The following is a 21,423-nucleotide window of genomic DNA, read 5'->3' on the forward strand; positions in this document are numbered from 1 at the left end:
TCCCACCACCGCCACCCGCATGGACAAGTTCACCGAACAGGTGCTGGCGCAGACCGGCCTGCTGGGCATGGTCGGCAAGGCCGAGCGCGGCCCGGCCGCCATCGAGGCGATCAAGAAGCACCAGTCGGCCTACCTGATGGCGGTCGGTGGCGCGGCCTACCTGGTATCCAAGGCGATCAAGGCCGCGCGCGTGGTCGGTTTCGCCGACCTGGGCATGGAAGCGATTTACGAGTTCGAGGTGCAGGACATGCCGGTCACCGTCGCGGTCGATTCGCAGGGCACCTCGGTGCACAACACCGGCCCGAAGGAATGGCAGGCGCGCATCGGCAAGATTCCGGTGGTGGTGGCCTGAACCCGGGCGAAGCCCCCGAAGGCATCGCATTGATCTGGCTGGCGCATGTCGGTTTCGATCGCGCCCTGGGATATGGCCTGAAATACGAATCGGGCTTCGCCCATACGCATCTGGGACTTATCGGCCGTGCCTGCGATCGCGGTGCGGCGGAACCAAGAGGAGCATCATGACCACCACCCTGTACTACTCCCCCAGCACCGCCAGCCTGGTCGTGCATTGGCTGCTGATCGAACTGGACATCCCGCACCGGCTGCATCTGCTGGACTTCGACAAGCGCGACCAGAAGGCGCCCGGATACCTGAAGGTCAATCCGGCCGGCGTGGTGCCGGCGCTGGATCTGGACGGGCAGGTGATCACCGAGTCGGCGGCCATCCTGCTGCATCTGGCGGATCGCCATCCGCAGGCGAATCTCGCGCCGCCGGCGGGAACGCCGGAACGCGCGCGCTACTACCAGTGGATGCTGTTCATGGCCAACACGCTGTTGCCGGCCTATCGCGCCTGGTTCTACTCCGACGAAATCGCCGGCGCGGAAAACGCCGAGGCGGTGCGCGCGCACGCGCGCCAGCGCATCGAGGCCGCATGGCAGCGCGTGGCCGATCACCTGCAAGCCGATGGTCCGTGGATGGTGGGCGATCAGCTCACCGTGGTCGATTTCATGACCACCATGCTGATGCGCTGGTCGCGCAACATGCCGAAGCCGTCCGACACCTGGCCGGTGCTGAAGGCCTACGCCGATCGCATGAAGTCGCGCCCCGCGTTCAAGGAAGTCTATGCCCGCGAAGGGCTGACCGACTGGACCTGATCGGTTCCGCGCGAGGCGGCCCGGCTGAACCGGGGCGCCTCGCTCAGTCGACGTATTCGTCGAACTTGCGCCCGCGCTGGAACGGCATCAGGTGCTGGCGCACGATGCCGCGCGGGACCGTTTCCAGCTTCATCACCCCGTACTCCTCCGGCCAGTCCTCCCGGCGCGGCGGCAGCTTGAAGGTGCCCATCAGCATGTCCACCAGCGGCAGGTGGATGGCGTAGTTCACGTCCAGGTAGTCCTTGTGCCGGGCGTGGTGCCAATGGTGGTAGCGCGGCAGCACCAGCAGGTATTCCAGCCAGCCGAAGCGGATGCCCAGGTTGGCGTGCGCCAGCACCGCCTGCAGGCCAACCAGGATCACGTAGGCGTTCACCGCCGGCGCCGAGAAGCCGAGCACCAGCAGCGGCAGCAGCACCGCGCTGCGGGTCATGACGATCTCGACGAAGTGGATGCGCGATCCGGCCAGCCAGTCCATTTCCCGGCTGGAATGGTGCACGGCGTGGAAACGCCAGAGCCATGGCACGTTGTGGTAGGCGCGATGCAGCAGCGCCTGGGCCAGATCGGCCACGAACACCGCCAGCAGGAACTGCACCCACACCGGCAGCGACTGGATCGCGTCCTTCAGTGCCGGGAACGCGGCCAGCCCCGCGATCGTCGAAGTGGAGGCGGTGACCAGGATCAGGATGAACTGCACCAGCACGTGGCTCATGAAGAAGTACGCCACGTCCGTGCGCCAGCCCGGCCGCAGCGGCGAGATCCGGCGCTTGCCCAGGTAGCGTTCCAACGGCACGAACACCAGCGCCGAAAAGAACAGCGAGATCACGAACCAGTCCAGGCCCAGCGAGTAGGGCGTCTTGCCGATGGCGTCGAATTGCACGTTGGTGCCGCCCAGCAGCACCGCCAGGGTCGCGCTGCCCACGCCGACCAAGGCGATGCGCTTGTTGCGATCGCGCAGGATCGCCAGCGTGCCGAGCACGAACGCCGCGCTCAGTCCGATCAGCAGCAGGTGGCGGGCGAACTGCTCGCTGTAGACCGCGCGGAATTCCTTGCTGGTCAGCATTTCCGGAAAGTGGAAACACAGCACCGCCATCAGGCTCAGCAGGCCGAGCAGGGCGGAGGCGTAGGCGAAGAACGAGCGGTGCTTGCGTGGCATGCGATTCCTTTCCGGACGAAGCGGGTATCCGTACCCGCCGAGTGTACGTCAGGCCAGCCGGTTTCCGGCCGCGTCCACCACCGGCTCGCCGTCTTCCTTGCTGAAGGCGCCGCGCTGCGGTTGCGGCAGGATGTCCAGCACCGTCTCCGAGGGGCGGCACAGCTTCACCGCGTCGGGCGTCACCACGATGGGGCGGTTGATCAGGACCGGGTGGGCGAGCATCGCCTCAATCAGCGTGCCGTCGTCCACGCCCGGCTGGTCCAGTCCCAGTTCGGCGTGGATGGGTTCCTTGGCGCGCACGACCTCGCGCACCGGCACGCCCATCCGCGCAATCAGCGCGGTCAGGGTCTCGCGATCCGGCGGCGTCTTCAGGTACTCGATCACCCGTGGTTCGATGCCGGCGTTGCGGATCAGGCCCAGCACGTTGCGCGAAGTGCCGCAGGCCGGATTGTGGTAAATCGTCACCTCGCTCATCAGTACCACTCCAGCAGGGAGATGCCCAGGCCGATGTAGGTGGCCTTGTGGTTGTAGTCGATCAGGCTTTCCCCGTAACCGTGGAAAGCCTGGATGTGGCCGCGGAAGCTGCGATGGATCGGAAAGCCCCAATCCAGTTGCACCGCGCCATGCGACTTGTCGCCGGTGCGCAGCGAGTGGCGCGCCAGCACGGTGAACTCGTGGCCGCCCTTGCTGTAGGTCAGCATGGCGTCGCCGCGACCGATGTAATCCTCGATGTCCGGATTGTCATCGTCGTTGCCATCCGGCACGCGCCACCACGGGCGCAGCACCAGCGCCCAGTTCTCGCGATCCAGGCCGACCGTGAAGATCACCCGGTTCCAGCTGCGCGACAGCGGATCGCCGCGTCCGTTGGACTGGTGGTTGATGCCCACCCCGGCCATGCGTCCCTTCCAGCCGCCCAGGCTGTAGTTGTTGCGGAACACCAGCATCACTTCCGGTTCGTAGTTGGTTTCGCGGAAGGGGCGCGATTCCTCGCCGTTGTAGACCTGCCAGCGCGAACTCTGGGTGTAGCCGCCCCACAGATCGCCGTTGTCGCCGAACAGGTTCTCGGCGAACTTGGTCTTGAAGCTCAGCTGGAACTTGGCCTCGGTGTTGTCCAGCGGCTGTGGCTCGGTCACCGTGTTGCGCGGGTTGGGCGAGTGCGGCATCTCGTTCTTGTCGCTGGTCCAGAACACCGGCATCAGGTACAGCGGTTTGTAGCCGCGCAACTGGAACACGCCCAGCTTGGAGTCCTTGGCCAGCTCCCAGCGGCTGTCCAGCAGCGAGCCCTTGCCGGCGTTGGCCAGGGCTTCCTGCAGCATCGGATCGTCGGTGCGGAACCAGGCGCCGAGGCGGCGGTGTTCGCGGTGTTCGGTGCCCGCTTCGCCCGCCTCCGATTCCTGCTGGATCTGCTGTTGATCCAGGCTGCTGCGGGCGGCGGTGGCCTCGGCGTCGGCGGCGCGGGTATCCGATGGCCGGCGTCCGAACACGGCGTCGTAGCAGGCCAGGCGGGAGGCGTCGGTTTCGATGGCCCGGCATGCCTCGGGGGTCACCACGGCGGGCTGTGGCTCCTGGGCGAAGGCCGGGGCGGTGGCCAGGGTCATGGCGATCAGGGACGGCAGCAGGTGCCGGGTGGGGTGGGGTGTCATGCGATCGGACCAGTCAGGGGAACGGAGAAGCCGGGCGATTGTGCCCGATGACGGAGTGATGAGGCCGACGGGGTCAGAACACCCAGGCGAACAGGAACAGGCCGAGCATCGCGAACGCCAGCCCCAGCTTCAGTACCACGCCCAGGACGATGCCCAGCCAGGTGCCCAGGCCGACCTTGGTGGCCTGGCCGATTTCACGGCTGTGCCAAAGCTCGCCCAGCAGGGCGCCCACGAATGGTCCGGCGAACAGACCAATGGGACCGAAGAACAAGCCGGCGAAGGTGCCGATCGCCGCGCCGAGCAGAGCCTTGCCACTGGCGCCCACGCGCTTGGCGCCCACCAGCGTGGCGAAGAAATCCACCGCCACCGACAGCGCGGTCAGCGCCCCCAGCAGGACCACGGTGACCCAGCCGATTTGCTGGAAATCGCCCGCCCAGGCGGCCAGCAGCATGCCCGCGAACACCAGCGGCAGGCCGGGCAGCGCGGGCAGGATGACCCCGGCCAGGCCGACCAGGATGAGCACGACGGCCAGGACGTAGTACAGGGTGGTCAGGTCCAAGCGAAATTCTCCTTGTCGAATCAACAGGTTGGGCGCCGTTTCGGGTGCCCGCGGACGGTTTGCATTTTCACAAATTGCGAGTTAGTGTGCGCTCGCTGTGTTTGCCAAGGTCACCGTGAATCGTGGCCTAGATGCGGTAGATCCATGATCCGCTACATCGTTGTACCTCGCTTCCTCCTTGCAACCAGCCGCCGAGAGGCGTTTCCACCACCCAGAGTTCCAAGGAGCAAGTAGATGTCCGACCGTGAAACCGGAACCGTGAAATGGTTCAACGATGCCAAGGGCTTCGGCTTTATCAGCCGTGAGAACGGTGAAGACGTGTTTGTGCATTTCCGCGCCATCCAGACCCAGGGCTTCAAGAGCCTGAAGGAAGGCCAGAAGGTCAGCTTCACCGTCGTGCAGGGCCAGAAGGGCCTGCAGGCCGACGCCGTGCAGCCGCTGTAAGGTCTCGCCAATATTCGCGCCGGTTGTCACGACCGGACACGAAGAAAAAGCCCGACTCAGGTCGGGCTTTTTCTTTGCGCGGCGGGAATGCGTCCCGTCGCAGGACAGCGTTATCGCAGGACCACCCGGCCGTTCTGGATCCGCACGTAGGTGTTCTCGCGGATGCCGCCCAGATCGTGCTGGCTGAAGGTCAGGCGACGGCCATCGTCCATGCGCACGGTGATGTTGTAGCTATCGCCGGTGGTGCGGTTCTGGATGGCGTTGCCGGCCATCGCGCCGGCCGCGGCGCCCGCGACGGTGGCAATGTTCTTGTTGCCCTTGCTGCCGCCGGTATGCTCGGAAATCTGGCGGCCCGCGACTGCGCCGACGATGCCACCCAGGACCGCGCCGGTCGCGCTGGGCGCGGAGCGTCCGGAGGACACGACATCGATGCGCTCGACGATGCCGCAGTCGGCACAGTAGTTGTTCGAAGGCGCCGGGCGATAACCGCCGCTGTTGTAACCGCCGCCGCCATAGCCGGGCGAACTGGTGGCGCAACCGGCCAGCGCCAGCGAGGCAACGGCACCGATGGCAAACATACGAAGATTCATGGCTCCTCCTGGTTCACGTGGTCCGATCTTGGACATTCGATCAGAACCGGGTGACGCGATGGCGCGGCCCGGTCGCACGCATCCTCGCGCCACCTGCGTGAACCCCGCGACAACTGCACCGCTCCGGGCCGTCATCGCAGGCGTGAAGCGTCAGCCGCAATTCAGCCGCGGAAGTCCTGGTGACAGCCCTTGCAGCTTTCCTTGACCTGATCGGCCAGCGCCTTGGCCGCGGTGCAATCGGTCGGTGGCGTGGCCAGGCTGGCGTCGAGCTTGGCGCGGAAATCGCTGGCGTGGGTCACGAAGCGCTGATCCTCGGCCAGGCCGGGCAGGGCGAGTTCCAGGTCGTTGGCCATCGTGCGCAGGGCCCGCACGTGCGGCACCGTGTCCGTGGCCGCGCAACGGCTCTGCGCCACCTTGTCGCCCAGCAGGCCCGCGTGCTTCTGCATCACGTGCATGACGCTGTCGGGGAAGGGATCCTGGCGCGCCTGGATCGCACGCATCGCCATCACCGTGGCGACCGCGCCGATCACCAGGCCGATCAGGAACAGGAACAGGTAGCGGGAAGCGTTGGACGACTTGGCGGTCGGCTGGCTGGCCATGCGGCGGGCTCCTTTGGAAAAGTCCGTGCCATGGTACGACGCACGTCACACCTCGCGCCATGTCTACAATTGCCGGATGAAGAAAGTCCTCAAGGATCGTTTCGCCGGCATCGACCGCCTGTACGGGCAGGGCGCGGTCAACCGCTACGCCGAACGGCGCGTGGCGGTGGTCGGCCTGGGCGGCGTCGGCTCCTGGGTGGTGGAGGCGCTGGCGCGTTCCGGCGTCGGCCACCTGACCCTGATCGATGCGGACGACATCTGCGTGTCCAACACCAATCGCCAGTTGCCCGCGCTGGAAGGGCAGTACGGGCGCAACAAGGCCGAAGCGATGGCCGAGCGCTGCCGCGCGATCAATCCGGATGTCGAGATCGAGGTGGTGCCGGCGTTCCTGACCGGGGCCAACCTGGAGGAACTGCTCGACCGCGGTTTCGATCTGGTCCTGGACGCCTGCGACAGTTTCCGCACCAAGGTCGAGATGATCGCCTGGTGCCGGCGGCGCAAGCTGCCGGTCATCGTGTCCGGTTCGGCGGGCGGGCGCACCGATCCCACCCAGATCCGCCTGCGCGATCTCTCCCGCACCGAACACGACGCGCTGCTGGCGCTGGTGCGCAAGAAGCTGCGTGGCGAGTTCAATTTTCCGAAGAACCGCGATCGCTACTTCGGCGTGACCGCGGTGTACTCGCTGGAGAACGTCAAGTATCCGCAGGCCGATGGCAGCGTGTGCGGCCTGCGCCCGCAACTGGGCGCCGACGCGGCGTTGAAGCTCGATTGCGGCGTCGGCCTGGGCGCGGCGACCCACATTACCGGCGCATTCGCCTTCGCCATGGTGGGCAAGGCACTGGAACTGCTGCTCAAGGAAAAGAAGCCGGCGGCCTGAGACTCAGGCGGCCAATCCGAACAGGCGCGCGGCATTGCCGCGCGTGACCGCGGCGATATCGTCCTCGGGTTCGCCACGCAATTGCGCGATGGTCCGGCAGATGATCGACACCCGCGCCGGCTCGTTGCGCTGGCCGCGGAGCGCCGCGTCGGGCTGGTCCGGCGCGTCGGTTTCCAGCAGCAGGTGCTCCAGCGGCATCGCGGCGACCAGCCCGCGCAGCCGCTGCGCGCGTTCATAGGTGACCGGGCCGCCGAGGCCGATCAGGAAGCCGGCATTCCACAACTGGCGTGCCTGTTCCGGGCTGCCGGAAAAGCTGTGCACCACCCCGCGCAGGCCGCCGACGCGGCGCACCGCCGCGATGACCTCGTCCACCGCACGCCGCGCGTGGATGATCAGCGGCAGCTCGAATTCGCGCGCCAGCCGTAGTTGCGCTTCGAAATAGTGCCGCTGGATTCCCGGGTCCAGATCCCCGACGAAATGGTCCAGGCCGCATTCACCGACCGCGACCGGCCGTTCGTTTGCGAGCCATTCGCGCAATTCGTCCAGATGCTCCTCCCGGTGCCGCGCCAGGTACATCGGGTGCAGGCCATAGGCCGGGTGCAGATCCGGTTGATCGCGGCAGAGCGTGCGCAGGGCGGACCAGCCGGCGGCCTCGACCGCCGGGATGATCTGATGGGCGACGCCGGCTTCGCGCGCGCGGGCGATCACCGCGTCCCGGTCGGCATCGAACTCGGCGGCGTCGAGGTGGCAATGGCTGTCGATCAGCCGCACGTCAGCGCGAGGGCCGGCCCGGCTCCAGCGGTGGCGCCGGATCCTTGCGGCGCTTCCAGTTCGCCAGCAGCAGCGTGCCCAGGCCGAACACCAGTTCGTCCAGGAATGGAATCGGATCGATGCCGGGCGGCAGCAGTACGCTCAGGACGAACAGCCCTGCGGTGATCTTGAACAGGGTGGGGTAACGCAGTCTCCGGGCCCATTCCAGCACGGGCAACAGAAGGGGATTGGCCACGGTGCGGGTCTCCGCAGGGTCGATGGGGCCACACGCTAGCACGTCGCGCGGGACTGCGCCGCCGTTCACGAAAAGTACGATTTCGTCTGCATGAAACGGGGCTTGGTTCAGGTTCGTAGTGGTGGAATGATGCCCGAAATGTGACTCGGGCGAGGCCCGCAATGGAGGCTGCGATGAAGAACAACACCACCATGATTCTGGTCGCTGCCGGCGCGCTGCTGGTGGGCGGCGTGGCGACTGCCGCTTTCATGAAGAGCGGAGACAAGGCCGCTGGCGCGCCGACGGCCGAGACCGCGCCGCTGGCCGATCCGGCACTCGCCACCGATGACGCGGCGGCGACCGACAACGTCATTCCGGCCGACACGCTGCAGTACGCCGACGTGCTCAACGTCAAGCCGGTGACCACCAGCGAGAAACTCTACGCGACCGTGATCGGCACCGAACCGGTGCGCGAGACCACCACCACCAGCACCCCGCACGAGGTGTGCCAGGACGTGGTGGTGCAGGAGCGCCTGCCCGAGCGCGACGGCAACACCGGCGGCACCGTGGCCGGTGCGGTCATCGGCGGCCTGCTCGGCAACCAGGTCGGCGGCGGCAGCGGGCGCAAGGCCGCAACCGTGGCCGGCGCGGTGGCCGGCGGCGTAATCGGCAACCAGGTCGACAAGCGCCACGTCGGTGGCCGCGTGGTCGAGCGCACCGAGCGCCAGTGCCATACCGAAACCGCCAGCTCCGAGTCGTCGCGGGTGACCGGTTACAACGTCACCTACCGCAACCCGGACGGCACCACCGGCACCATGCGGATGGACAAGAAGCCGGGCAGCCGCATCCCGATGGGCAATGGCGAGAAGGTGGTCGGCTATGACGTGACCTATCGCCTCGACGGCCAGGAGAACACCGTGCGCCTGGACCAGAAGCCGGACAGCGATCGGCTGCCGGTGATCGATGGCAAGGTGGTCACCCAGACCGCCGCCGTGGCGACTCCCGCCAAGGGCTGAGCCCGGTCCCCGACGTTTCCACGAAACACCCCCCGAAAGGCCGGCGAAATGCCGGCCTTTCCTTTACGACCTGAAGGCTTACCGCCCGCCCGGAGCAGCCCATACAATGCGGGATTGTCCGAACCGGCACGAATCCCGCATGGCCCTGAATCCGTACGACCTGTTTGATGTCCGTTCCCTGCTTTCCGAAGAAGAGCGCGCGGTGCAGGACACCGTGGCCCGCTTCACCGACGAGCGCGTGCGTCCCATCATCGGCGAGGCGTTCGACCAGGGCCGCTTCCCGAAGGAACTCGTCCCGGAAATCGCCGAACTGGGCCTGCTGGGTTCCTCGCTGCCGGAAAAGTACGGCTGCGCCGGCCTGAACGGGGTCAGCTACGGCCTGATCTGCCAGGAACTGGAACGCGGCGACAGCGGTATCCGCAGCTTCGTCAGCGTGCAGTCGTCGCTGTGCATGTATCCCATCTACGCCTACGGCAGCGAAGAGCAGCGCCAGCGCTGGCTGCCCGACATGGCCGCCGGCAAGGTGATCGGCTGCTTCGGCCTGACCGAGCCGCATGGCGGTTCGGATCCGGCCAACATGAAGACCAACGCGCGCCGTGACGGCGGCGACTGGGTGATCAACGGTTCCAAGATGTGGATCACCAACGGCAACCTGGCCGACATCGCGATCGTCTGGGCGCAGACCGACGAAGGCATCCAGGGCTTCGTGCTGGAGAAGGGCACGCCGGGCTTCACCGCCCAGGAAATCAAGCACAAGATGAGCCTGCGCGCGTCGGTGACCAGCGCGCTGTTCTTCGACAACGTGCGCGTGCCCGATTCCAGCCGCCTGCCCAACGTCAAGGGACTGAAGGGACCGCTGGGCTGCCTCACCCAGGCCCGCTACGGCATCACCTGGGGGCCGATCGGTGCGGCCATCGCCTGTCTGGACGAGGCGCTGAACTATTCCAAGGAACGCATCCTGTTCAACCGTCCGGTGGCGGCGACCCAGAGCGCGCAGATCAAGCTGGCCGAGATGGCCCGCCGGATCACCCTCGCGCAGCTGCTGTCGCTGCAGCTCGGCCGGCTCAAGGATGCGGGCACCCTGCAGCCGCAGCAGGTATCGCTGGCCAAGTGGAACAATTGCCGCATGGCGATCGACATCGCGCGCGAATGCCGCGACCTGCTCGGCGGCGCCGGCATCACCACCGAGCACGCCGCGATCCGCCACGCACTGAACCTGGAATCGGTCATCACCTACGAAGGCACCGAGACCGTGCACCAACTGGTCATCGGCCGCGAACTGACCGGAATCAGCGCGTTCTGAACCAACTCGCCCGCCGCGGATGCGGCGGGTGCTGCGAAGGGCGGCGGGTGAACGCGGTGCGGGCACCAGGCCCGTGCCGCTGGCCTGGCGTCCTCCGTCCCGCCGCGACATGAGGGGCAGACCTTGAGCATCTTCGATCTGCGACTGGAAACCGAGCGCCTGTGGCTGAGGCCGCAGCGTCGCGAGGACTATGAGGCGTGGGCCGCGTTCGTGGCCGACGAGGAGGCCACCCGCTATATCGGCGGCGTGCAACCGCCCCCGATGGCCTACCGCAGCCTGGCGGCGATGGTCGGCTGCTGGCAGATGGAAGGCTTCGCGATGTTCTCGGTGATCGAGAAGTCCAGCGGTCGTTGGGTCGGGCGGGTCGGGCCCTGGTGCCCGCTCGGCTGGCCCGGCACCGAGATCGGCTGGAGTATCGCCCGCGAGGCCTGGGGCCACGGTTATGCGCCGGAAGCGGCGCGCGCGGCGGCCGACTGGGCGTTCGAGCGGCTGGGCTGGCAGGAAATCATCCACACCATCGATCCGGACAACCAGAATTCCAAAGTGGTCGCGGCCAAGCTTGGCTCGCGCTTCCTGCGCATGGGCGAACTGCCGGCGCCGCATGAAGGCAAGCCGGTCGAAATCTGGGGACAGTCACGCGAACAATGGTTCGCACGGGGAGGAAAGACTGCATGAGCCGGGGCATCGACGAACTGAAACTCGAAACCGAACGCCTGATCCTGCGGCCGCCACGACGCGAGGACTTCGACGGTTTCGCCGAACTCCAGGCCGACGAGGAAGCGGCCCGCTTCATTGGCGGAGCGGTCACCCGTCCGGAAGCCTGGCGCCGGTTCCTGTGGCAGCCGGGCTCCTGGTGGCTCGACGGTTTCGGCATGTTCGCGATCATCGACCGCGCCACCGGCGAATGGCTGGGTCAGTTGGGACCGTGGAAGCCGGAGGGTTGGCCCGGCAATGAAGTCGGTTGGTCGCTCCGGCGGGCGGCCCAGGGCAAGGGCTATGCGCTGGAAGCGGCGCGGCCGGCCATCGACTGGGCATTCGACAACCTCGGCTGGACCGACATCATCCACTGCATCGACGCGGAGAACGTGCCGTCGCAGAAGCTGGCCGAGCGCCTGGGGTCGCGCAAGCTGCGCCAGACCCGGCTGCCGCCGCCGTTCGAGTCGATCGAACTGGATGTCTGGGGCCAGAGCCGCGACGCGTGGCGCGCGGGACGCGGCGAGTGATCGCACCCGCTTCCATCGATACGCGCCTGATGGCCACGCTGGCCGGCCTGGTGCCGATCGCACGCGCGTGCTTCCGCGATCCCTGGTGGGTCATCGGCAGCGCCGCGATGCGCCTGGCGGGCGTCGATGGTCCGGAGCCGAACGACGTCGATCTGCTATGTAGCGCGCGGGATGCCGATGCCCTGGCAGAAGCGTGGACGGCGCATCGCGACGCTCACTATCGTCCCGCCGATGACGGCCGTTTCCGATCCCGCTTCGCACGCTTCGCGCATCTGCCGATGCCACTGGAGGTGATGGGCGATCTGGAAGTCCGCGTGGCAGACGACTGGCAGCCCGTACAGGTGGCCTCGGAGTTGCAGGTGGAGGTGAACGGCCACGCCATCCCCGTGCCGACGCCATCCGAGCAGCGACGCATCCTGCTGCTGTTCGGCCGCGACAAGGATCTGGCCAAGGCGCGACGCATTTCCGCATTCCTCGCCACCCGGGAACATCATGTCCACTGAATCGATCACCGTGCACGGCTATTCAGTGTCCGGCAACTGCCACAAGGTGCGCCTGCTGCTGGAACAACTGGGACGCGACTACCGCTGGGTCGAAGTCGACAGCCCGAACGGCGCCACCCGCACGCCGGACTACCTGGCCAAGAATCCCAACGGCAAGGTGCCGATGCTGGAACGCGGCGATGGTCGCGTCCTGACCGAATCCAACGCCATCCTGTGCTGGCTGGCCGAGGGCAGCGCGTACCTGCCGGCCGATGCCTGGCAGCGGGCGCAGGCGTTGAGCTGGCTGTTCTTCGAGCAATACAGCCATGAGCCCTATGTCGCGGTGGCGCGCTTCATCCGTGGCTGGACGCCGCCGGATTCACCACGGCGCGCCGATCTGCCACGCCTGATCGAGCGCGGCGAGCAGGCGCTGGCGGTGATGGAACGCCATCTCCAACAGGCGGACTGGTTCACCGGTGACGACTACGGCGTCGCCGACATCGCCCTGTTCGCCTATACGCATTGCGCCGCCGATGGCGGCTTCGAGCTGTCGAAGTTTCCCCGTGTTTCCACCTGGTTGTCGCGCGTGAGCGCGACGCCGGGTTTCATCCCCATGCCCGCGGTCGCCGACGATGTCGCCGAGCGCCTGGCGAATTCCTGAATCCATCCACGAGTGCCATGACCGTCCAGACCATTCCCGCCCGCATGAAGGGCCTCAACCGCGCCGAAATCTGCGATCAGAACTTCATCGAGTTCGTGAAGGTCTGGAACGGCCAATCCGGCCGTGGAACCGCATCCGCCATCCTGCCGGGCAGCGCGCTGGATCGGCAGGGATTCGCCGACCTGCTGGAATCCCAGCTGATTTCGCGCCACCTGGATCTGATGGCGCGCGTGCTGCGCGTGCAGAACAAGGTCTTCTACACCATCGGCAGCTCCGGCCATGAAGGCAATGCGATGGTCGCGCGGTTGACCCGGCACACCGATCCGGCGTTCCTGCACTACCGCAGCGGCGGTTTCATGGCCGAACGTTTCCGCAAGCTTCCGGGCATGGATCCGGTGATGGATTCGGCGCTGTCGTTCGCCGCCAGCGCCGAGGATCCGGCCTCCGGCGGACGCCACAAGGTGTGGGGCAGCAAGCCGTTGTGGGTGCTGCCGCAGACCTCGACGATCGCCTCGCACCTGCCGAAGGCGCTGGGCACCGCGATCGCCATCGAGCAGGCCCGCCGCATCGGCCATGCCTCACCGATTCCGGAAGACAGCATCGCCATCTGCTCGTTCGGCGACGCCTCCAGCAACCACGCTACCGCGCAGACCGCGTTCAACGCGGCGGCCTGGACGGCCTACCAGAAGCTGCCCGCGCCGGTCCTGTTCGTGTGCGAGGACAACGGCATCGGCATTTCGGTGAAGACGCCGGATGGCTGGGTGGGACGCAATTTCCGCGATCGCGCCGACCTGGATTATTTCTACGCAGACGGTCTGGACCTGGCGAACGGTTACGGCCAGGTGCAGGCGGCGGTCGAACATTGCCGCACCACCCGGCGTCCGACCTTCCTGCACCTGCGCACCACCCGCATCATGGGCCATGCCGGTACCGACTTCGAAATCGAATGGCGGCCGATCGAGGAACTGGTGGCGGTGGAAGCCACCGACCCGCTGCTGCGTTCGGCGGCGATCGCGCTGGAATCCGGCCTGATGAGCCGCGAGGAGTTGCTGGCGTTCTACGAGAACATCCGCCAGCGCTGCTTCGCCGCCGCCGAGGAAGCCGATCGCCGGCCCAAGATCACCACGCTGGAGGAAGTGATCGCGCCGCTGGCGCCGTATACCCCGGACAAGGTGGCCGCCGAAGCCGCGCGCAACGTGCCGCACGACAAGCGAGTGGCCGCGTTCGGCAGCGAGGAAAAGCTGCCGGAGAAGCTGCCGCCGCGCCATCTCGCCATCCAGATCAACAACGCGCTGCACGATCTGTTCTGCAAGTATCCCGAGACGCTGTTGTTCGGCGAGGACGTGGCGCAGAAAGGCGGCGTGTACACGGTCACCAAGGGCCTGCACAAGGCGTTCAAGGGCAGCCGCGTGTTCAACACGCTGCTGGACGAGACGATGATCCTCGGCCTGGCCCAGGGTTACGCCAACCTGGGCATGCTGCCGCTGCCGGAAATCCAGTACCTGGCCTATTTCCACAACGCCTGCGACCAGATTCGCGGCGAGGCGGCCAGCCTGCAGTTCTTCAGCAACAACCAGTACCGCAACCCGATGGTGGTGCGCATCGCCGGCCTGGGCTACCAGCGCGGCTTCGGCGGGCATTTCCACAACGACAACTCGATCACCGCGCTGCGCGACATCCCCGGCCTGGTCGTCGGCTGCCCCTCGCGCGGCGATGATGCGGCGATGATGCTGCGCACGCTGGCGGCACTGGCCAAGGTCGATGGCCGCGTCACCGCGTTCCTCGAGCCGATCGCGCTGTACATGACCAAGGACCTGTACGAGCCCGGCGACGGCCAGTGGCTGTTCCCGTATCCCGCGCAGGATCAGGCGATGGTGCTGGGCGAAGGCCGCGTGTATGACGCCGACGCCGACGACCTGGTCATCTTCAGCTACGGCAACGGCGTACCGATGAGCCTGCGCGCCGCACGCAGCATCGAGGCGAAGCATGGCTGGAAGGTAAGGGTGGTGGACCTGCGCTGGCTGGTGCCGCTCAACGAGGCGTTCATCGTCGAACAGGCCGCGACCGCCAAGCGCATCCTGATCGTCGACGAGGGCCGCCATTCGGCCGGCGTGGGCGAGGGCGTCATCACCGCGATCGCGGAGGGCGGCTATCGCGCGCGCCCGTTCCAGCGCGTGGTCGGCACGGACACCTACACGCCGTTGGCCGGCGCCGCGTTCCTGGTGCTGCCGGGCGACGAGGACATCGTGGCGGCGGCGGATCGGCTGGCCTGAGCCACGCGTGATGCGACAGGGCATTGCCCTGTCGCGGGGCTGGTATGCTCGTGGCCCTTTCACCGCAACGGGAGTTCTCCATGCCAGCACCGGTCGTGGCCATCATCATCGGCAGCCTGCGCAAGGATTCCTTCAACCGCCAACTGGCCGGCGCGGTGCAGCGGCTGGCCGGGGACCGGTTTGCGTTCCGGGTCCTGGAAATCGGCGATCTGCCGCTCTACAACCAGGACGACGACGCGGATTTCCCGGCGGCGGGGCTGCGCTTCAAGCAAGGCATCGAGCAGGCCGACGCGCTGCTGTTCGTCACTCCCGAATACAACCGATCGATGCCGGGCGTGCTGAAGAACGCGATCGACGTGGCCAGTCGTCCGGCCGGCAGCACCACCTTCGCCGGCAAGCGCGCCGGCATCATCGGTACGTCGCCGGGCATGCACGGCACGGTGTCCTCGCAGCAGCACCTGCGCAACGTGTTGGCGGCCGTGGACGTGGCGGTGCTGCCGCAACCGGAAATCGCCATCCAGTTCAAGGAAGGATTGATCGACGCGGCTGGCGACGTCGTCGACGAGCGCGCCCGCAGGCGCCTGCAGATGTTCCTGGATCGCTTCGAGACCTGGCTGGGCTGAGCGCTCAGGCGCGGCGCGGCAGCAACTGCGCCAAGCCCCGGCGCACGCGCGCCGGCAGCGGGGCGTCGAGTGGCGCATCGTCCACCAGTTGCGCGGCCAGCAGGCGCCGGAACGGCCGCAACTGCTGGCCTGCGCGCAGGATGGTTTCCCGCAGCTTCCGCACCGGCGGGCGATCATCGGTGAACACCCGCACGACGGTGGCGGTGGCCAGATAGAGCGGCAGGCTGCCGGCGCGATGGCGGCGCTGGTAGCGCGCCAGCAGCGCATCGCCGCCCAGGTCGCGGCCCTGCGCCCGCGCGGTGCGGGCGAGTTCCGACAACCGCTCCACGCTGGCCAGGCCCAGGTTGAATCCGTGCGCGGTCACCGGGTGCATGCCCACGGCCGCGTCGCCGGCCACCGCGAAACGCTGGCCGACGAAACGGTGCGCATAGACGCCGACCAGCGGATACACGTGGCGGCTGCTTTCCAGCTGCATCGCGCCAAGGCGATTGCCGTAGCGCTCGCGCATGCTGGCGGCGAATGCCTCGGCGGGCAGATCCTGCAGTCGCCGGGCTTCCGCGTGGGGCACGGTCAGCACCGCGGAGGAGAGATGTTCGCGCAGCGGCAGCATGGCCAGGGTCTGGCCATGGCCGAACCATTCCCATGCGATGCCATAGTGCGGAAGCTCGTGCTGCATCCGGCATACCAGCATGCTCTTGCCGAAATCGTTCTGGTAGGCGCCGATGCCGAGCGCGCGACGGGTTTCCGAGAAACGGCTGTCGGCGGCGATCAGGAGCGACGCGTGCAGGCGTGTTCCGTCCTGCAGATTCACTTCGGCTTGCTCCGGCGTGGTCCGGACCGATTCGATCCGCGCGTCCGGATACCAGTCCAGCGTCGGCAGGCCCTGGACGGCCCGCCAGGCGGCGGCGCGGATGCGGTGGTTCGGCACCAGGCTGCCCAGTTGCGACCTGCCGACCAGCGCGCCTTCCACGGTCATCCAGTGCGGCGATTCGCCTTCCATGACCCGCGCCGCGCGCAGCGGGGCGACATCGTCCTGCGGAATGTGTTTCCACACACCGAGTTCGCGCAGCAGGCGGATCGAAGCTTGGGTGAGGGCGATCTCGCGTCCGTCGAACGCCGGTTCGGCGATGGCCGATTCCGGCTGCCGTTCGAGCAGCGCCACCCGCAGGGATTGCCCGGCCAGGGCGCGGGCCAGGCACAGTCCCGCCGGGCCGGCTCCGATGATGATCACGTCGTGGCGCATGCAGATACATCCTTGCGGAAAGCAACTTTCCGCAGTGTAGGCATCCGCCGGCGCGCGTAATTGACCTGGATCAAGCTGGCGCGGACGCAGTCAGTCCAGTAGTGGGATTTCCTTCAAGGCGACGCCACCCGCCGCCAGCGTGGCCGGTTCGCGTTCCAGCGGCATCACCCCGAGCGCGAGCGCGGGATTGCCCGCCTGCGCGCAGATGATTTCGCCGATGTCACGGTTGCCGTCGGTGACCGCGTTGCCCGGCTCCGGCGGCACATCGCTTTCAAACAGGACCAGCGCACGCTTGGCCTTGCCGAGGAAATGGGTACGGGCAACGATTTCCTGACCCGGATAGCAACCTTTCTTGACGCTGTAGGCGTTCAATCGATCGAGCGAAAGCTGTTGTGGCGTCCATTGTTCGCGCTGGCTTTCGGGCAGGCGGGGCAGGCCGTGGCGCAGATCGTGCCTTCGCCAATCGGCGACGTTGGCGGTACCGGCGACCGGTCCGCCGCCAATCCGCCAGTGGCGAGCGCCGCCGGCATCGGTCCGATCCAGTTCCAGCGCCTCACCGGACTTCCCGAGCAGGGTACCGCTGGCTTGCGCGGGAGACGCCATCACGCCCTGGACCACCAGATCCGGCCGCACGGCGATCTTCAACTTTCGTCTGAAGACATAGCGCTGCAAGGCCGCGGCCAGCACCTCGGCGGGATAATCCGGCAGCACCAGCAACAGTTCCTGCTCGCCGGGGCGGGCGAGGGCAAACAGCGCAATGACGCGCCCCTTGGGCGTCAGCCAGGCGCTCCATTGCCACTGTCCCACCGCCAGCGAGGCGACTTCGCTGCTGAACTGCGCATGGGCGAAAGCCACGGCATCCGGGCCTTCCAGGCTCAGGACCGCGTGGTCGGACAGCGCTGTCGCGGGTGTTTCCGGAGGGGGCAGGTTGTCAGCCAAGGGGGTGGGGATTAAAATTTTGTGCACTGCGAGACCCCTATGATAGGCGAAACAGCTCCCATCCCTGACGCCGACGCCGGAACACTGCCGTCCGAAAACGCGCCTGCCGCTCCATCCGGCACCCACGCGGAACCGGCGCCAGCGCAGAAGGAGATAGGGGGGCGCGACGGTCCCGAGCCGACGCGTTACGGGGATTGGGAAAAAAACGGGCGCTGCATCGATTTCTGATCCGCAGCATTGAGCCAACGCGGTCAAGGCGACCGCCCAGCCGAGAAAGAGTCAGCGAATGGCGACACACCAACGTCCGCTTTCCCCCCATCTGCAGGTCTACCGATGGCAGATCCAGATGGCGACCTCCATCCTGCATCGAGGTACCGGCATCTTCCTGGCCCTGGGCGCGCTGGTGATTGCCGGCGGGTTGATGGCGTTGATGCTGGGACCGGAGTCCTGGAATTGCTTCACCGCGATCGCCGGCGCCTGGTATGGCCAGGTGTTCCTGTTCGCGTGGACCTGGGCGTTCGCCTACCACCTGTGCAACGGCATCCGCCACGTGGTCCAGGATTTCGCGATTGGCTTCAGCATTCCCGCCTTCATCCGCAGCAGCTGGTTGTCGGTGATCGGCAGCCTGGTCATCACCGCCGCGGTCTGGGGCTTCGTCCTGTCGGGAGGTGCCGCATGAGCCGCTTCCGCACCCCGCTGAAGGGCGTGCGCGGCCTGGGTTCGGCCAAGACCGGCACCGCGCATTTCGTCAACCAGCGCCTGACCGCCACCGCGCTGGTCCTGCTGGGCATCTGGTTCCTGGTGTTCGTGGTCAACCTGATCGGCGCGGACTACGTGGCCGCCACCGAGGCGGTGTCGCGTCCGTGGAACGCGGTGCTGCTGGTGGGCTTCCTGATCACCATGTTCTGGCACGCGCAGCTCGGCCTGCAGGTCGTGCTGGAAGACTACGTCCACCACTCGCTGCTGGCCCTGGTGGTCCAGACCGCGGTGCGCTTCATCGCCGTGCTCGGCGCCATCATCAGTGTTTTCGCGGTGGCCCGCATCGCGCTGGGGAATTGACGAAATGTCCGCTTACAAGATTACCGAACACAAGTACGACATGGTCGTGGTGGGCGCCGGCGGCGCCGGCCTGCGCGCGACCTTCGGCCTGGCCGCCAAGGGCCTGCAGACGGTCTGCCTGACCAAGGTCTTTCCGACCCGTTCGCATACCGTGGCCGCGCAGGGCGGCATTTCCGCCGCGCTCGGCAACATGGGCGAAGACGACTGGCGCTACCACTTCTACGACACCATCAAGGGGTCGGACTGGCTGGGCGACCAGGACGCGATCGAATACATGTGCCGCGAGGCGATTCCGGCCATCATCGAGCTGGAACACTACGGCGTGCCGTTCAGCCGCACCGAGGAGGGCAAGATCTACCAGCGCCCGTTCGGCGGCATGACCACCCGCTACGGCGAAGGTCCGCCGGCGCAGCGCACCTGCGCCGCCGCCGACCGCACCGGCCACGCGATGCTGCACACGCTGTACCAGCAGTCGCTGAAGCACGACGCGCGCTTCATGATCGAGTACTTCGCGCTCGACCTGATCTTCGACGAGGAGGGCGTCTGCCGCGGCGTGCTCGCCCTGGACATGGCCGAAGGTTCGCTGCACCTGTTCCGCGCCCACGGCGTGGTGCTGGCCACCGGCGGCTACGGCCGTGCCTACTTCAGCGCCACCTCCGCCCATACCTGCACCGGCGACGGCGGCGGGTTGGTGATGCGCGCCGGCCTGCCGATGCAGGACATGGAATTCGTGCAGTTCCACCCGACCGGCATCTACGGCGCCGGCTGCCTGATCACCGAAGGCGTGCGTGGCGAGGGCGGCATCCTGCGCAACAGCAACGGCGAGCGGTTCATGGAGCGCTATGCGCCGCACTACAAGGATCTGGCCTCGCGCGACGTGGTGTCGCGTTCGATGACCATCGAGATCCGCGAGGGCCGCGGCGTCGGCGAGCACAAGGATCACATCCTGCTCGACCTGACCCACCTGGGGCCGGAAGTCATCAACGAGAAGCTGCCGGGCATCGCCGAGAGCGCGCACATCTTCGCCGGCGTGGACGTGACCAAACAGCCGATCCCGGTCATCCCGACGGTGCACTACAACATGGGCGGCATCCCGACCAACTACCACGGCGAAGTGGTGCGCAAGGTCGGCGACAACCCCGATGCGGTGGTGCCGGGCCTGTACGCCATCGGCGAGGCGGCCTGCGTGTCGGTGCACGGCGCCAACCGCCTGGGTTCGAACTCGCTGCTGGATCTGGTGGTGTTCGGTCGCGCGGTGGCGAACCGCTGCGCCGAGACGATCAAGCCGGGCGGAGCACACAAGCCGCTGGCCGGCGACGCCTGCGACAAGGCGCTCTCGCACCTGGACAAGCTGCGCAACGCCAGCGGCGACACCCCGACCGCGGTCATCCGCGACCGCATGCAGCGCACCATGCAGGCCGACGCGGCGGTGTTCCGCACCAGCAAGACGCTGAAGGAAGGCTGCGAGAAGATGGCCGACATCTTCAAGTCCTTCGAGGACGTGAAGGTCAGCGATCGCTCGCTGGTCTGGAACTCGGACCTGATCGAAACCTACGAACTACACAACCTGCTGCTCAACGCGGTGGCCACCATCAACTCCGCCGAGCAGCGCCACGAGAGCCGCGGCGCGCACGCGCACGAGGACTTCCCCGAGCGCGACGACGTCAACTGGCAGAAGCACACCCTGGTCAGCGTCGACGAGCAGGGCCAGTGCAATTTCGATTTCCGCCCGGTGCACATGTACACGTTGACCGACGACGTCGACGTGGTGCCGCCGAAGCCGCGCGTTTACTGATCGGGAGAGACTAGAGCAATGGCCGAATTCGCACTCCCGAAGAACTCGCGCGTCCAGAAGGGCAGGCATTTCCCCGCCCCCGGCGCGAAGAACCCGCGTACCTTCAAGGTCTATCGCTGGAATCCGGAAGACGGGCAGAACCCGCGCCTGGACACCTACGAGGTGGATCTGGCGGCCTGCGGTCCGATGGTCCTGGACGCGCTGATCAAGATCAAGAACGAGATCGATCCGACCCTGACCTTCCGCCGCTCCTGCCGCGAGGGCATCTGCGGTTCGTGCGCGATGAACATCGACGGCACCAACACCCTGGCCTGCACGCGCGCCATCGGCGACTGCAAGAAGGCCGAGGTGCCGATCTACCCGCTGCCGCACATGAACGTGGTCAAGGATCTGGTCCCGGACCTGACCCACTTCTACGCGCAGTACGCCTCGATCAAGCCGTGGATCCGCACCCAGACGCCCGCGCCGCCGGATCGCGAGCGCCTGCAGTCGCCGGAGGACCGCAAGAAGCTGGATGGCCTCTACGAATGCATCCTGTGTGCCTGCTGCTCGACCAGCTGCCCGAGCTACTGGTGGAACGGCGAGCGCTACCTCGGTCCGGCGATCCTGCTGCAGGCTTACCGCTGGATCATCGATTCGCGCGACGAGGACACCGGTGCGCGCCTGGACGACCTGGAAGATCCGTTCAAGCTGTACCGCTGCCACACCATCATGAACTGCGCGCGGACCTGCCCGAAGGGGCTGAATCCGGCGCTGGCCATCGCGGAAATCAAGAAGCTGATGATGGAGCGGCGCGCCTGAC

The 21,423-nt window shown here is 67.0% G+C and carries 28 protein-coding genes; 18 read left to right on the forward strand and 10 right to left on the reverse strand.

The window, feature by feature from the left end; translation table 11 throughout:
- The 3 genes from ACTJI2_RS05910 to ACTJI2_RS05920 all read left to right on the forward strand — a co-directional run.
- Window positions 1–352: fumarate hydratase C-terminal domain-containing protein (locus ACTJI2_RS05910; RefSeq protein WP_440841441.1), on the forward strand; the 352-nt coding region annotated here is incomplete at its 5' end.
- Window positions 310–522 (forward strand): DUF4260 family protein, encoded by a 213-nt coding sequence (locus ACTJI2_RS05915; protein ID WP_440841442.1) that lies wholly within the window; start codon window positions 310–312, stop codon window positions 520–522. The genes ACTJI2_RS05910 and ACTJI2_RS05915, both read left to right, overlap by 43 nt.
- Entirely contained in the window at window positions 519–1,154 is a 636-nt protein-coding gene (locus tag ACTJI2_RS05920) for a glutathione S-transferase family protein (RefSeq protein WP_203322540.1), read from the forward strand. Before ACTJI2_RS05915 ends, ACTJI2_RS05920 begins: the two co-directional genes overlap by 4 nt.
- Window positions 1,155–1,197: 43 nt before the next feature.
- Here ACTJI2_RS05920 and ACTJI2_RS05925 read toward each other — a convergent pair whose 3' ends face one another.
- The 4 genes from ACTJI2_RS05925 to ACTJI2_RS05940 all read right to left on the reverse strand — a co-directional run bounded on the left by ACTJI2_RS05925 (window position 1,198) and on the right by ACTJI2_RS05940 (window position 4,509).
- Window positions 1,198–2,307, reverse strand: a complete 1,110-nt coding sequence (locus tag ACTJI2_RS05925) for a sterol desaturase family protein (protein ID WP_183642165.1) — start codon at window positions 2,305–2,307, stop codon at window positions 1,198–1,200.
- A gap of 48 nt (window positions 2,308–2,355) precedes the next feature.
- Window positions 2,356–2,781: an arsenate reductase (glutaredoxin) gene (arsC, locus tag ACTJI2_RS05930; RefSeq protein ID WP_183642162.1), complete on the reverse strand. Its 426-nt coding sequence runs from the start codon at window positions 2,779–2,781 to the stop codon at window positions 2,356–2,358.
- Window positions 2,781–3,950 carry a phospholipase A gene (locus tag ACTJI2_RS05935; RefSeq protein ID WP_183642159.1) on the reverse strand — a complete coding sequence of 390 codons (1,170 nt, stop codon included), beginning with the start codon at window positions 3,948–3,950 and terminating at the stop codon, window positions 2,781–2,783. Before ACTJI2_RS05935 ends, arsC begins: the two co-directional genes overlap by 1 nt.
- Before the next feature lie 73 nt (window positions 3,951–4,023).
- Window positions 4,024–4,509 (reverse strand): DUF456 domain-containing protein, encoded by a 486-nt coding sequence (locus tag ACTJI2_RS05940; RefSeq protein ID WP_203322544.1) that lies wholly within the window; start codon window positions 4,507–4,509, stop codon window positions 4,024–4,026.
- 234 nt (window positions 4,510–4,743) lie between these two features.
- Between ACTJI2_RS05940 and ACTJI2_RS05945 the strand changes: the two genes are divergently transcribed.
- Entirely contained in the window at window positions 4,744–4,953 is a 210-nt protein-coding gene (locus tag ACTJI2_RS05945) for a cold-shock protein (protein WP_141453200.1), read from the forward strand.
- 110 nt (window positions 4,954–5,063) lie between these two features.
- Here ACTJI2_RS05945 and ACTJI2_RS05950 read toward each other — a convergent pair whose 3' ends face one another.
- Window positions 5,064–5,543 carry a glycine zipper 2TM domain-containing protein gene (locus tag ACTJI2_RS05950; RefSeq protein WP_183642153.1) on the reverse strand — a complete coding sequence of 160 codons (480 nt, stop codon included), beginning with the start codon at window positions 5,541–5,543 and terminating at the stop codon, window positions 5,064–5,066.
- A gap of 161 nt (window positions 5,544–5,704) precedes the next feature.
- Window positions 5,705–6,142 (reverse strand): cytochrome c, encoded by a 438-nt coding sequence (locus ACTJI2_RS05955; RefSeq protein WP_141453198.1) that lies wholly within the window; start codon window positions 6,140–6,142, stop codon window positions 5,705–5,707.
- Between the two features lie 76 nt (window positions 6,143–6,218).
- Between ACTJI2_RS05955 and ACTJI2_RS05960 the strand changes: the two genes are divergently transcribed.
- Window positions 6,219–7,019, forward strand: coding sequence for a tRNA threonylcarbamoyladenosine dehydratase (locus tag ACTJI2_RS05960; protein ID WP_183642151.1), 801 nt, complete (start codon window positions 6,219–6,221; stop codon window positions 7,017–7,019).
- 3 nt (window positions 7,020–7,022) lie between these two features.
- Here the strand turns inward: ACTJI2_RS05960 and ACTJI2_RS05965 are convergent, their stop codons facing one another.
- Both ACTJI2_RS05965 and ACTJI2_RS05970 read right to left on the reverse strand, forming a co-directional pair.
- Window positions 7,023–7,790: a TatD family hydrolase gene (locus tag ACTJI2_RS05965; protein WP_440841443.1), complete on the reverse strand. Its 768-nt coding sequence runs from the start codon at window positions 7,788–7,790 to the stop codon at window positions 7,023–7,025.
- A 1-nt stretch (window position 7,791) separates the two neighbouring features.
- Complete coding sequence (locus ACTJI2_RS05970; RefSeq protein WP_440841444.1) at window positions 7,792–8,025, reverse strand: DUF6116 family protein; 234 nt, start codon at window positions 8,023–8,025, stop codon at window positions 7,792–7,794.
- 173 nt (window positions 8,026–8,198) lie between these two features.
- Here ACTJI2_RS05970 and ACTJI2_RS05975 point away from each other — a divergent pair, with 173 nt between their 5' ends.
- The 8 genes from ACTJI2_RS05975 (at window position 8,199) to ACTJI2_RS06010 (ending at window position 15,585) form a co-directional block, all read left to right on the forward strand.
- Entirely contained in the window at window positions 8,199–9,020 is an 822-nt protein-coding gene (locus ACTJI2_RS05975) for a glycine zipper 2TM domain-containing protein (protein ID WP_192197654.1), read from the forward strand.
- Between the two features lie 139 nt (window positions 9,021–9,159).
- The gene (locus ACTJI2_RS05980; protein WP_440841445.1) at window positions 9,160–10,323 is read left to right on the forward strand and encodes an acyl-CoA dehydrogenase family protein; all 1,164 of its coding nucleotides are present in this window, start codon (window positions 9,160–9,162) and stop codon (window positions 10,321–10,323) included.
- A 123-nt stretch (window positions 10,324–10,446) separates the two neighbouring features.
- Window positions 10,447–10,998 carry a GNAT family N-acetyltransferase gene (locus ACTJI2_RS05985; RefSeq protein WP_203322548.1) on the forward strand — a complete coding sequence of 184 codons (552 nt, stop codon included), beginning with the start codon at window positions 10,447–10,449 and terminating at the stop codon, window positions 10,996–10,998.
- Window positions 10,995–11,546, forward strand: a complete 552-nt coding sequence (locus ACTJI2_RS05990) for a GNAT family N-acetyltransferase (RefSeq protein WP_183642134.1) — start codon at window positions 10,995–10,997, stop codon at window positions 11,544–11,546. Before ACTJI2_RS05985 ends, ACTJI2_RS05990 begins: the two co-directional genes overlap by 4 nt.
- The gene (locus tag ACTJI2_RS05995; RefSeq protein ID WP_203322549.1) at window positions 11,543–12,049 is read left to right on the forward strand and encodes a hypothetical protein; all 507 of its coding nucleotides are present in this window, start codon (window positions 11,543–11,545) and stop codon (window positions 12,047–12,049) included. Before ACTJI2_RS05990 ends, ACTJI2_RS05995 begins: the two co-directional genes overlap by 4 nt.
- Complete coding sequence (locus tag ACTJI2_RS06000) at window positions 12,039–12,689, forward strand: glutathione S-transferase family protein (protein ID WP_440841446.1); 651 nt, start codon at window positions 12,039–12,041, stop codon at window positions 12,687–12,689. The genes ACTJI2_RS05995 and ACTJI2_RS06000 overlap by 11 nt, the downstream gene beginning before the upstream one ends.
- A 17-nt stretch (window positions 12,690–12,706) precedes the next feature.
- Window positions 12,707–14,962 (forward strand): thiamine pyrophosphate-dependent enzyme, encoded by a 2,256-nt coding sequence (locus tag ACTJI2_RS06005; protein ID WP_440841447.1) that lies wholly within the window; start codon window positions 12,707–12,709, stop codon window positions 14,960–14,962.
- 80 nt (window positions 14,963–15,042) lie between these two features.
- A complete protein-coding gene (locus tag ACTJI2_RS06010; protein WP_183642122.1) occupies window positions 15,043–15,585 on the forward strand; it encodes an NADPH-dependent FMN reductase in 543 nt (180 codons plus the stop codon).
- A gap of 4 nt (window positions 15,586–15,589) precedes the next feature.
- Here the strand turns inward: ACTJI2_RS06010 and ubiM are convergent, their stop codons facing one another.
- Both ubiM and ygfZ read right to left on the reverse strand, forming a co-directional pair.
- On the reverse strand, window positions 15,590–16,828 hold the full coding sequence (gene ubiM, locus ACTJI2_RS06015) for a 5-demethoxyubiquinol-8 5-hydroxylase UbiM (protein ID WP_440841448.1): 1,239 nt from the start codon (window positions 16,826–16,828) through the stop codon (window positions 15,590–15,592).
- Between the two features lie 90 nt (window positions 16,829–16,918).
- Window positions 16,919–17,767 carry a CAF17-like 4Fe-4S cluster assembly/insertion protein YgfZ gene (ygfZ, locus tag ACTJI2_RS06020; RefSeq protein ID WP_440841449.1) on the reverse strand — a complete coding sequence of 283 codons (849 nt, stop codon included), beginning with the start codon at window positions 17,765–17,767 and terminating at the stop codon, window positions 16,919–16,921.
- Window positions 17,768–17,806: 39 nt separating this feature from the next.
- On the opposite strand from ygfZ, the gene ACTJI2_RS06025 reads away from it, so the two are divergent.
- Genes ACTJI2_RS06025 through ACTJI2_RS06045 form a run of 5 tightly spaced genes read left to right on the forward strand, consistent with a single transcriptional unit; the run spans window position 17,807 to window position 21,422 of the window.
- Entirely contained in the window at window positions 17,807–17,995 is a 189-nt protein-coding gene (locus tag ACTJI2_RS06025) for a DUF1674 domain-containing protein (protein ID WP_141453185.1), read from the forward strand.
- A gap of 58 nt (window positions 17,996–18,053) precedes the next feature.
- A complete protein-coding gene (gene sdhC, locus ACTJI2_RS06030) occupies window positions 18,054–18,446 on the forward strand; it encodes a succinate dehydrogenase, cytochrome b556 subunit (protein WP_183642112.1) in 393 nt (130 codons plus the stop codon).
- Window positions 18,443–18,826, forward strand: coding sequence for a succinate dehydrogenase, hydrophobic membrane anchor protein (gene sdhD / locus ACTJI2_RS06035; RefSeq protein ID WP_183642109.1), 384 nt, complete (start codon window positions 18,443–18,445; stop codon window positions 18,824–18,826). The genes sdhC and sdhD overlap by 4 nt, the downstream gene beginning before the upstream one ends.
- A 4-nt stretch (window positions 18,827–18,830) precedes the next feature.
- The gene (sdhA, locus tag ACTJI2_RS06040; protein WP_183642106.1) at window positions 18,831–20,621 is read left to right on the forward strand and encodes a succinate dehydrogenase flavoprotein subunit; all 1,791 of its coding nucleotides are present in this window, start codon (window positions 18,831–18,833) and stop codon (window positions 20,619–20,621) included.
- 18 nt (window positions 20,622–20,639) lie between these two features.
- Window positions 20,640–21,422: a succinate dehydrogenase iron-sulfur subunit gene (locus ACTJI2_RS06045; protein ID WP_183642103.1), complete on the forward strand. Its 783-nt coding sequence runs from the start codon at window positions 20,640–20,642 to the stop codon at window positions 21,420–21,422.
- The last annotated feature ends 1 nt before the right edge of the window (window position 21,423 follow it).

Source organism: Pseudoxanthomonas sp. 22568 (assembly GCF_052044485.1).
GTDB lineage: Bacteria > Pseudomonadota > Gammaproteobacteria > Xanthomonadales > Xanthomonadaceae > Pseudoxanthomonas_A > Pseudoxanthomonas_A beigongshangi.

What these genes read in the sequence shown, in the direction of transcription:
- sdhC (WP_183642112.1), top strand. Translation starts at nt 18,054, where the DNA reads ATGGCGACACACCAACGTCCGCTTTCCCCCCATCTGCAGGTCTACCGA.
- ACTJI2_RS05915 (WP_440841442.1), top strand. Translation starts at nt 310, where the DNA reads ATGGCAGGCGCGCATCGGCAAGATTCCGGTGGTGGTGGCCTGAACCCG.
- sdhA (WP_183642106.1), top strand. Translation starts at nt 18,831, where the DNA reads ATGTCCGCTTACAAGATTACCGAACACAAGTACGACATGGTCGTGGTG.
- arsC (WP_183642162.1), bottom strand. Translation starts at nt 2,781, where the DNA reads ATGAGCGAGGTGACGATTTACCACAATCCGGCCTGCGGCACTTCGCGC.
- ACTJI2_RS05935 (WP_183642159.1), bottom strand. Translation starts at nt 3,950, where the DNA reads ATGACACCCCACCCCACCCGGCACCTGCTGCCGTCCCTGATCGCCATG.
- ACTJI2_RS05980 (WP_440841445.1), top strand. Translation starts at nt 9,160, where the DNA reads ATGGCCCTGAATCCGTACGACCTGTTTGATGTCCGTTCCCTGCTTTCC.
- sdhD (WP_183642109.1), top strand. Translation starts at nt 18,443, where the DNA reads ATGAGCCGCTTCCGCACCCCGCTGAAGGGCGTGCGCGGCCTGGGTTCG.
- ACTJI2_RS05945 (WP_141453200.1), top strand. Translation starts at nt 4,744, where the DNA reads ATGTCCGACCGTGAAACCGGAACCGTGAAATGGTTCAACGATGCCAAG.
- ACTJI2_RS06010 (WP_183642122.1), top strand. Translation starts at nt 15,043, where the DNA reads ATGCCAGCACCGGTCGTGGCCATCATCATCGGCAGCCTGCGCAAGGAT.
- ACTJI2_RS06045 (WP_183642103.1), top strand. Translation starts at nt 20,640, where the DNA reads ATGGCCGAATTCGCACTCCCGAAGAACTCGCGCGTCCAGAAGGGCAGG.
- ACTJI2_RS05990 (WP_183642134.1), top strand. Translation starts at nt 10,995, where the DNA reads ATGAGCCGGGGCATCGACGAACTGAAACTCGAAACCGAACGCCTGATC.
- ACTJI2_RS05920 (WP_203322540.1), top strand. Translation starts at nt 519, where the DNA reads ATGACCACCACCCTGTACTACTCCCCCAGCACCGCCAGCCTGGTCGTG.
- ACTJI2_RS05950 (WP_183642153.1), bottom strand. Translation starts at nt 5,543, where the DNA reads ATGAATCTTCGTATGTTTGCCATCGGTGCCGTTGCCTCGCTGGCGCTG.
- ACTJI2_RS05925 (WP_183642165.1), bottom strand. Translation starts at nt 2,307, where the DNA reads ATGCCACGCAAGCACCGCTCGTTCTTCGCCTACGCCTCCGCCCTGCTC.
- ACTJI2_RS05955 (WP_141453198.1), bottom strand. Translation starts at nt 6,142, where the DNA reads ATGGCCAGCCAGCCGACCGCCAAGTCGTCCAACGCTTCCCGCTACCTG.
- ACTJI2_RS06005 (WP_440841447.1), top strand. Translation starts at nt 12,707, where the DNA reads ATGACCGTCCAGACCATTCCCGCCCGCATGAAGGGCCTCAACCGCGCC.
- ACTJI2_RS06025 (WP_141453185.1), top strand. Translation starts at nt 17,807, where the DNA reads ATGATAGGCGAAACAGCTCCCATCCCTGACGCCGACGCCGGAACACTG.
- ACTJI2_RS05960 (WP_183642151.1), top strand. Translation starts at nt 6,219, where the DNA reads ATGAAGAAAGTCCTCAAGGATCGTTTCGCCGGCATCGACCGCCTGTAC.
- ubiM (WP_440841448.1), bottom strand. Translation starts at nt 16,828, where the DNA reads ATGCGCCACGACGTGATCATCATCGGAGCCGGCCCGGCGGGACTGTGC.
- ACTJI2_RS05975 (WP_192197654.1), top strand. Translation starts at nt 8,199, where the DNA reads ATGAAGAACAACACCACCATGATTCTGGTCGCTGCCGGCGCGCTGCTG.
- ACTJI2_RS06000 (WP_440841446.1), top strand. Translation starts at nt 12,039, where the DNA reads ATGTCCACTGAATCGATCACCGTGCACGGCTATTCAGTGTCCGGCAAC.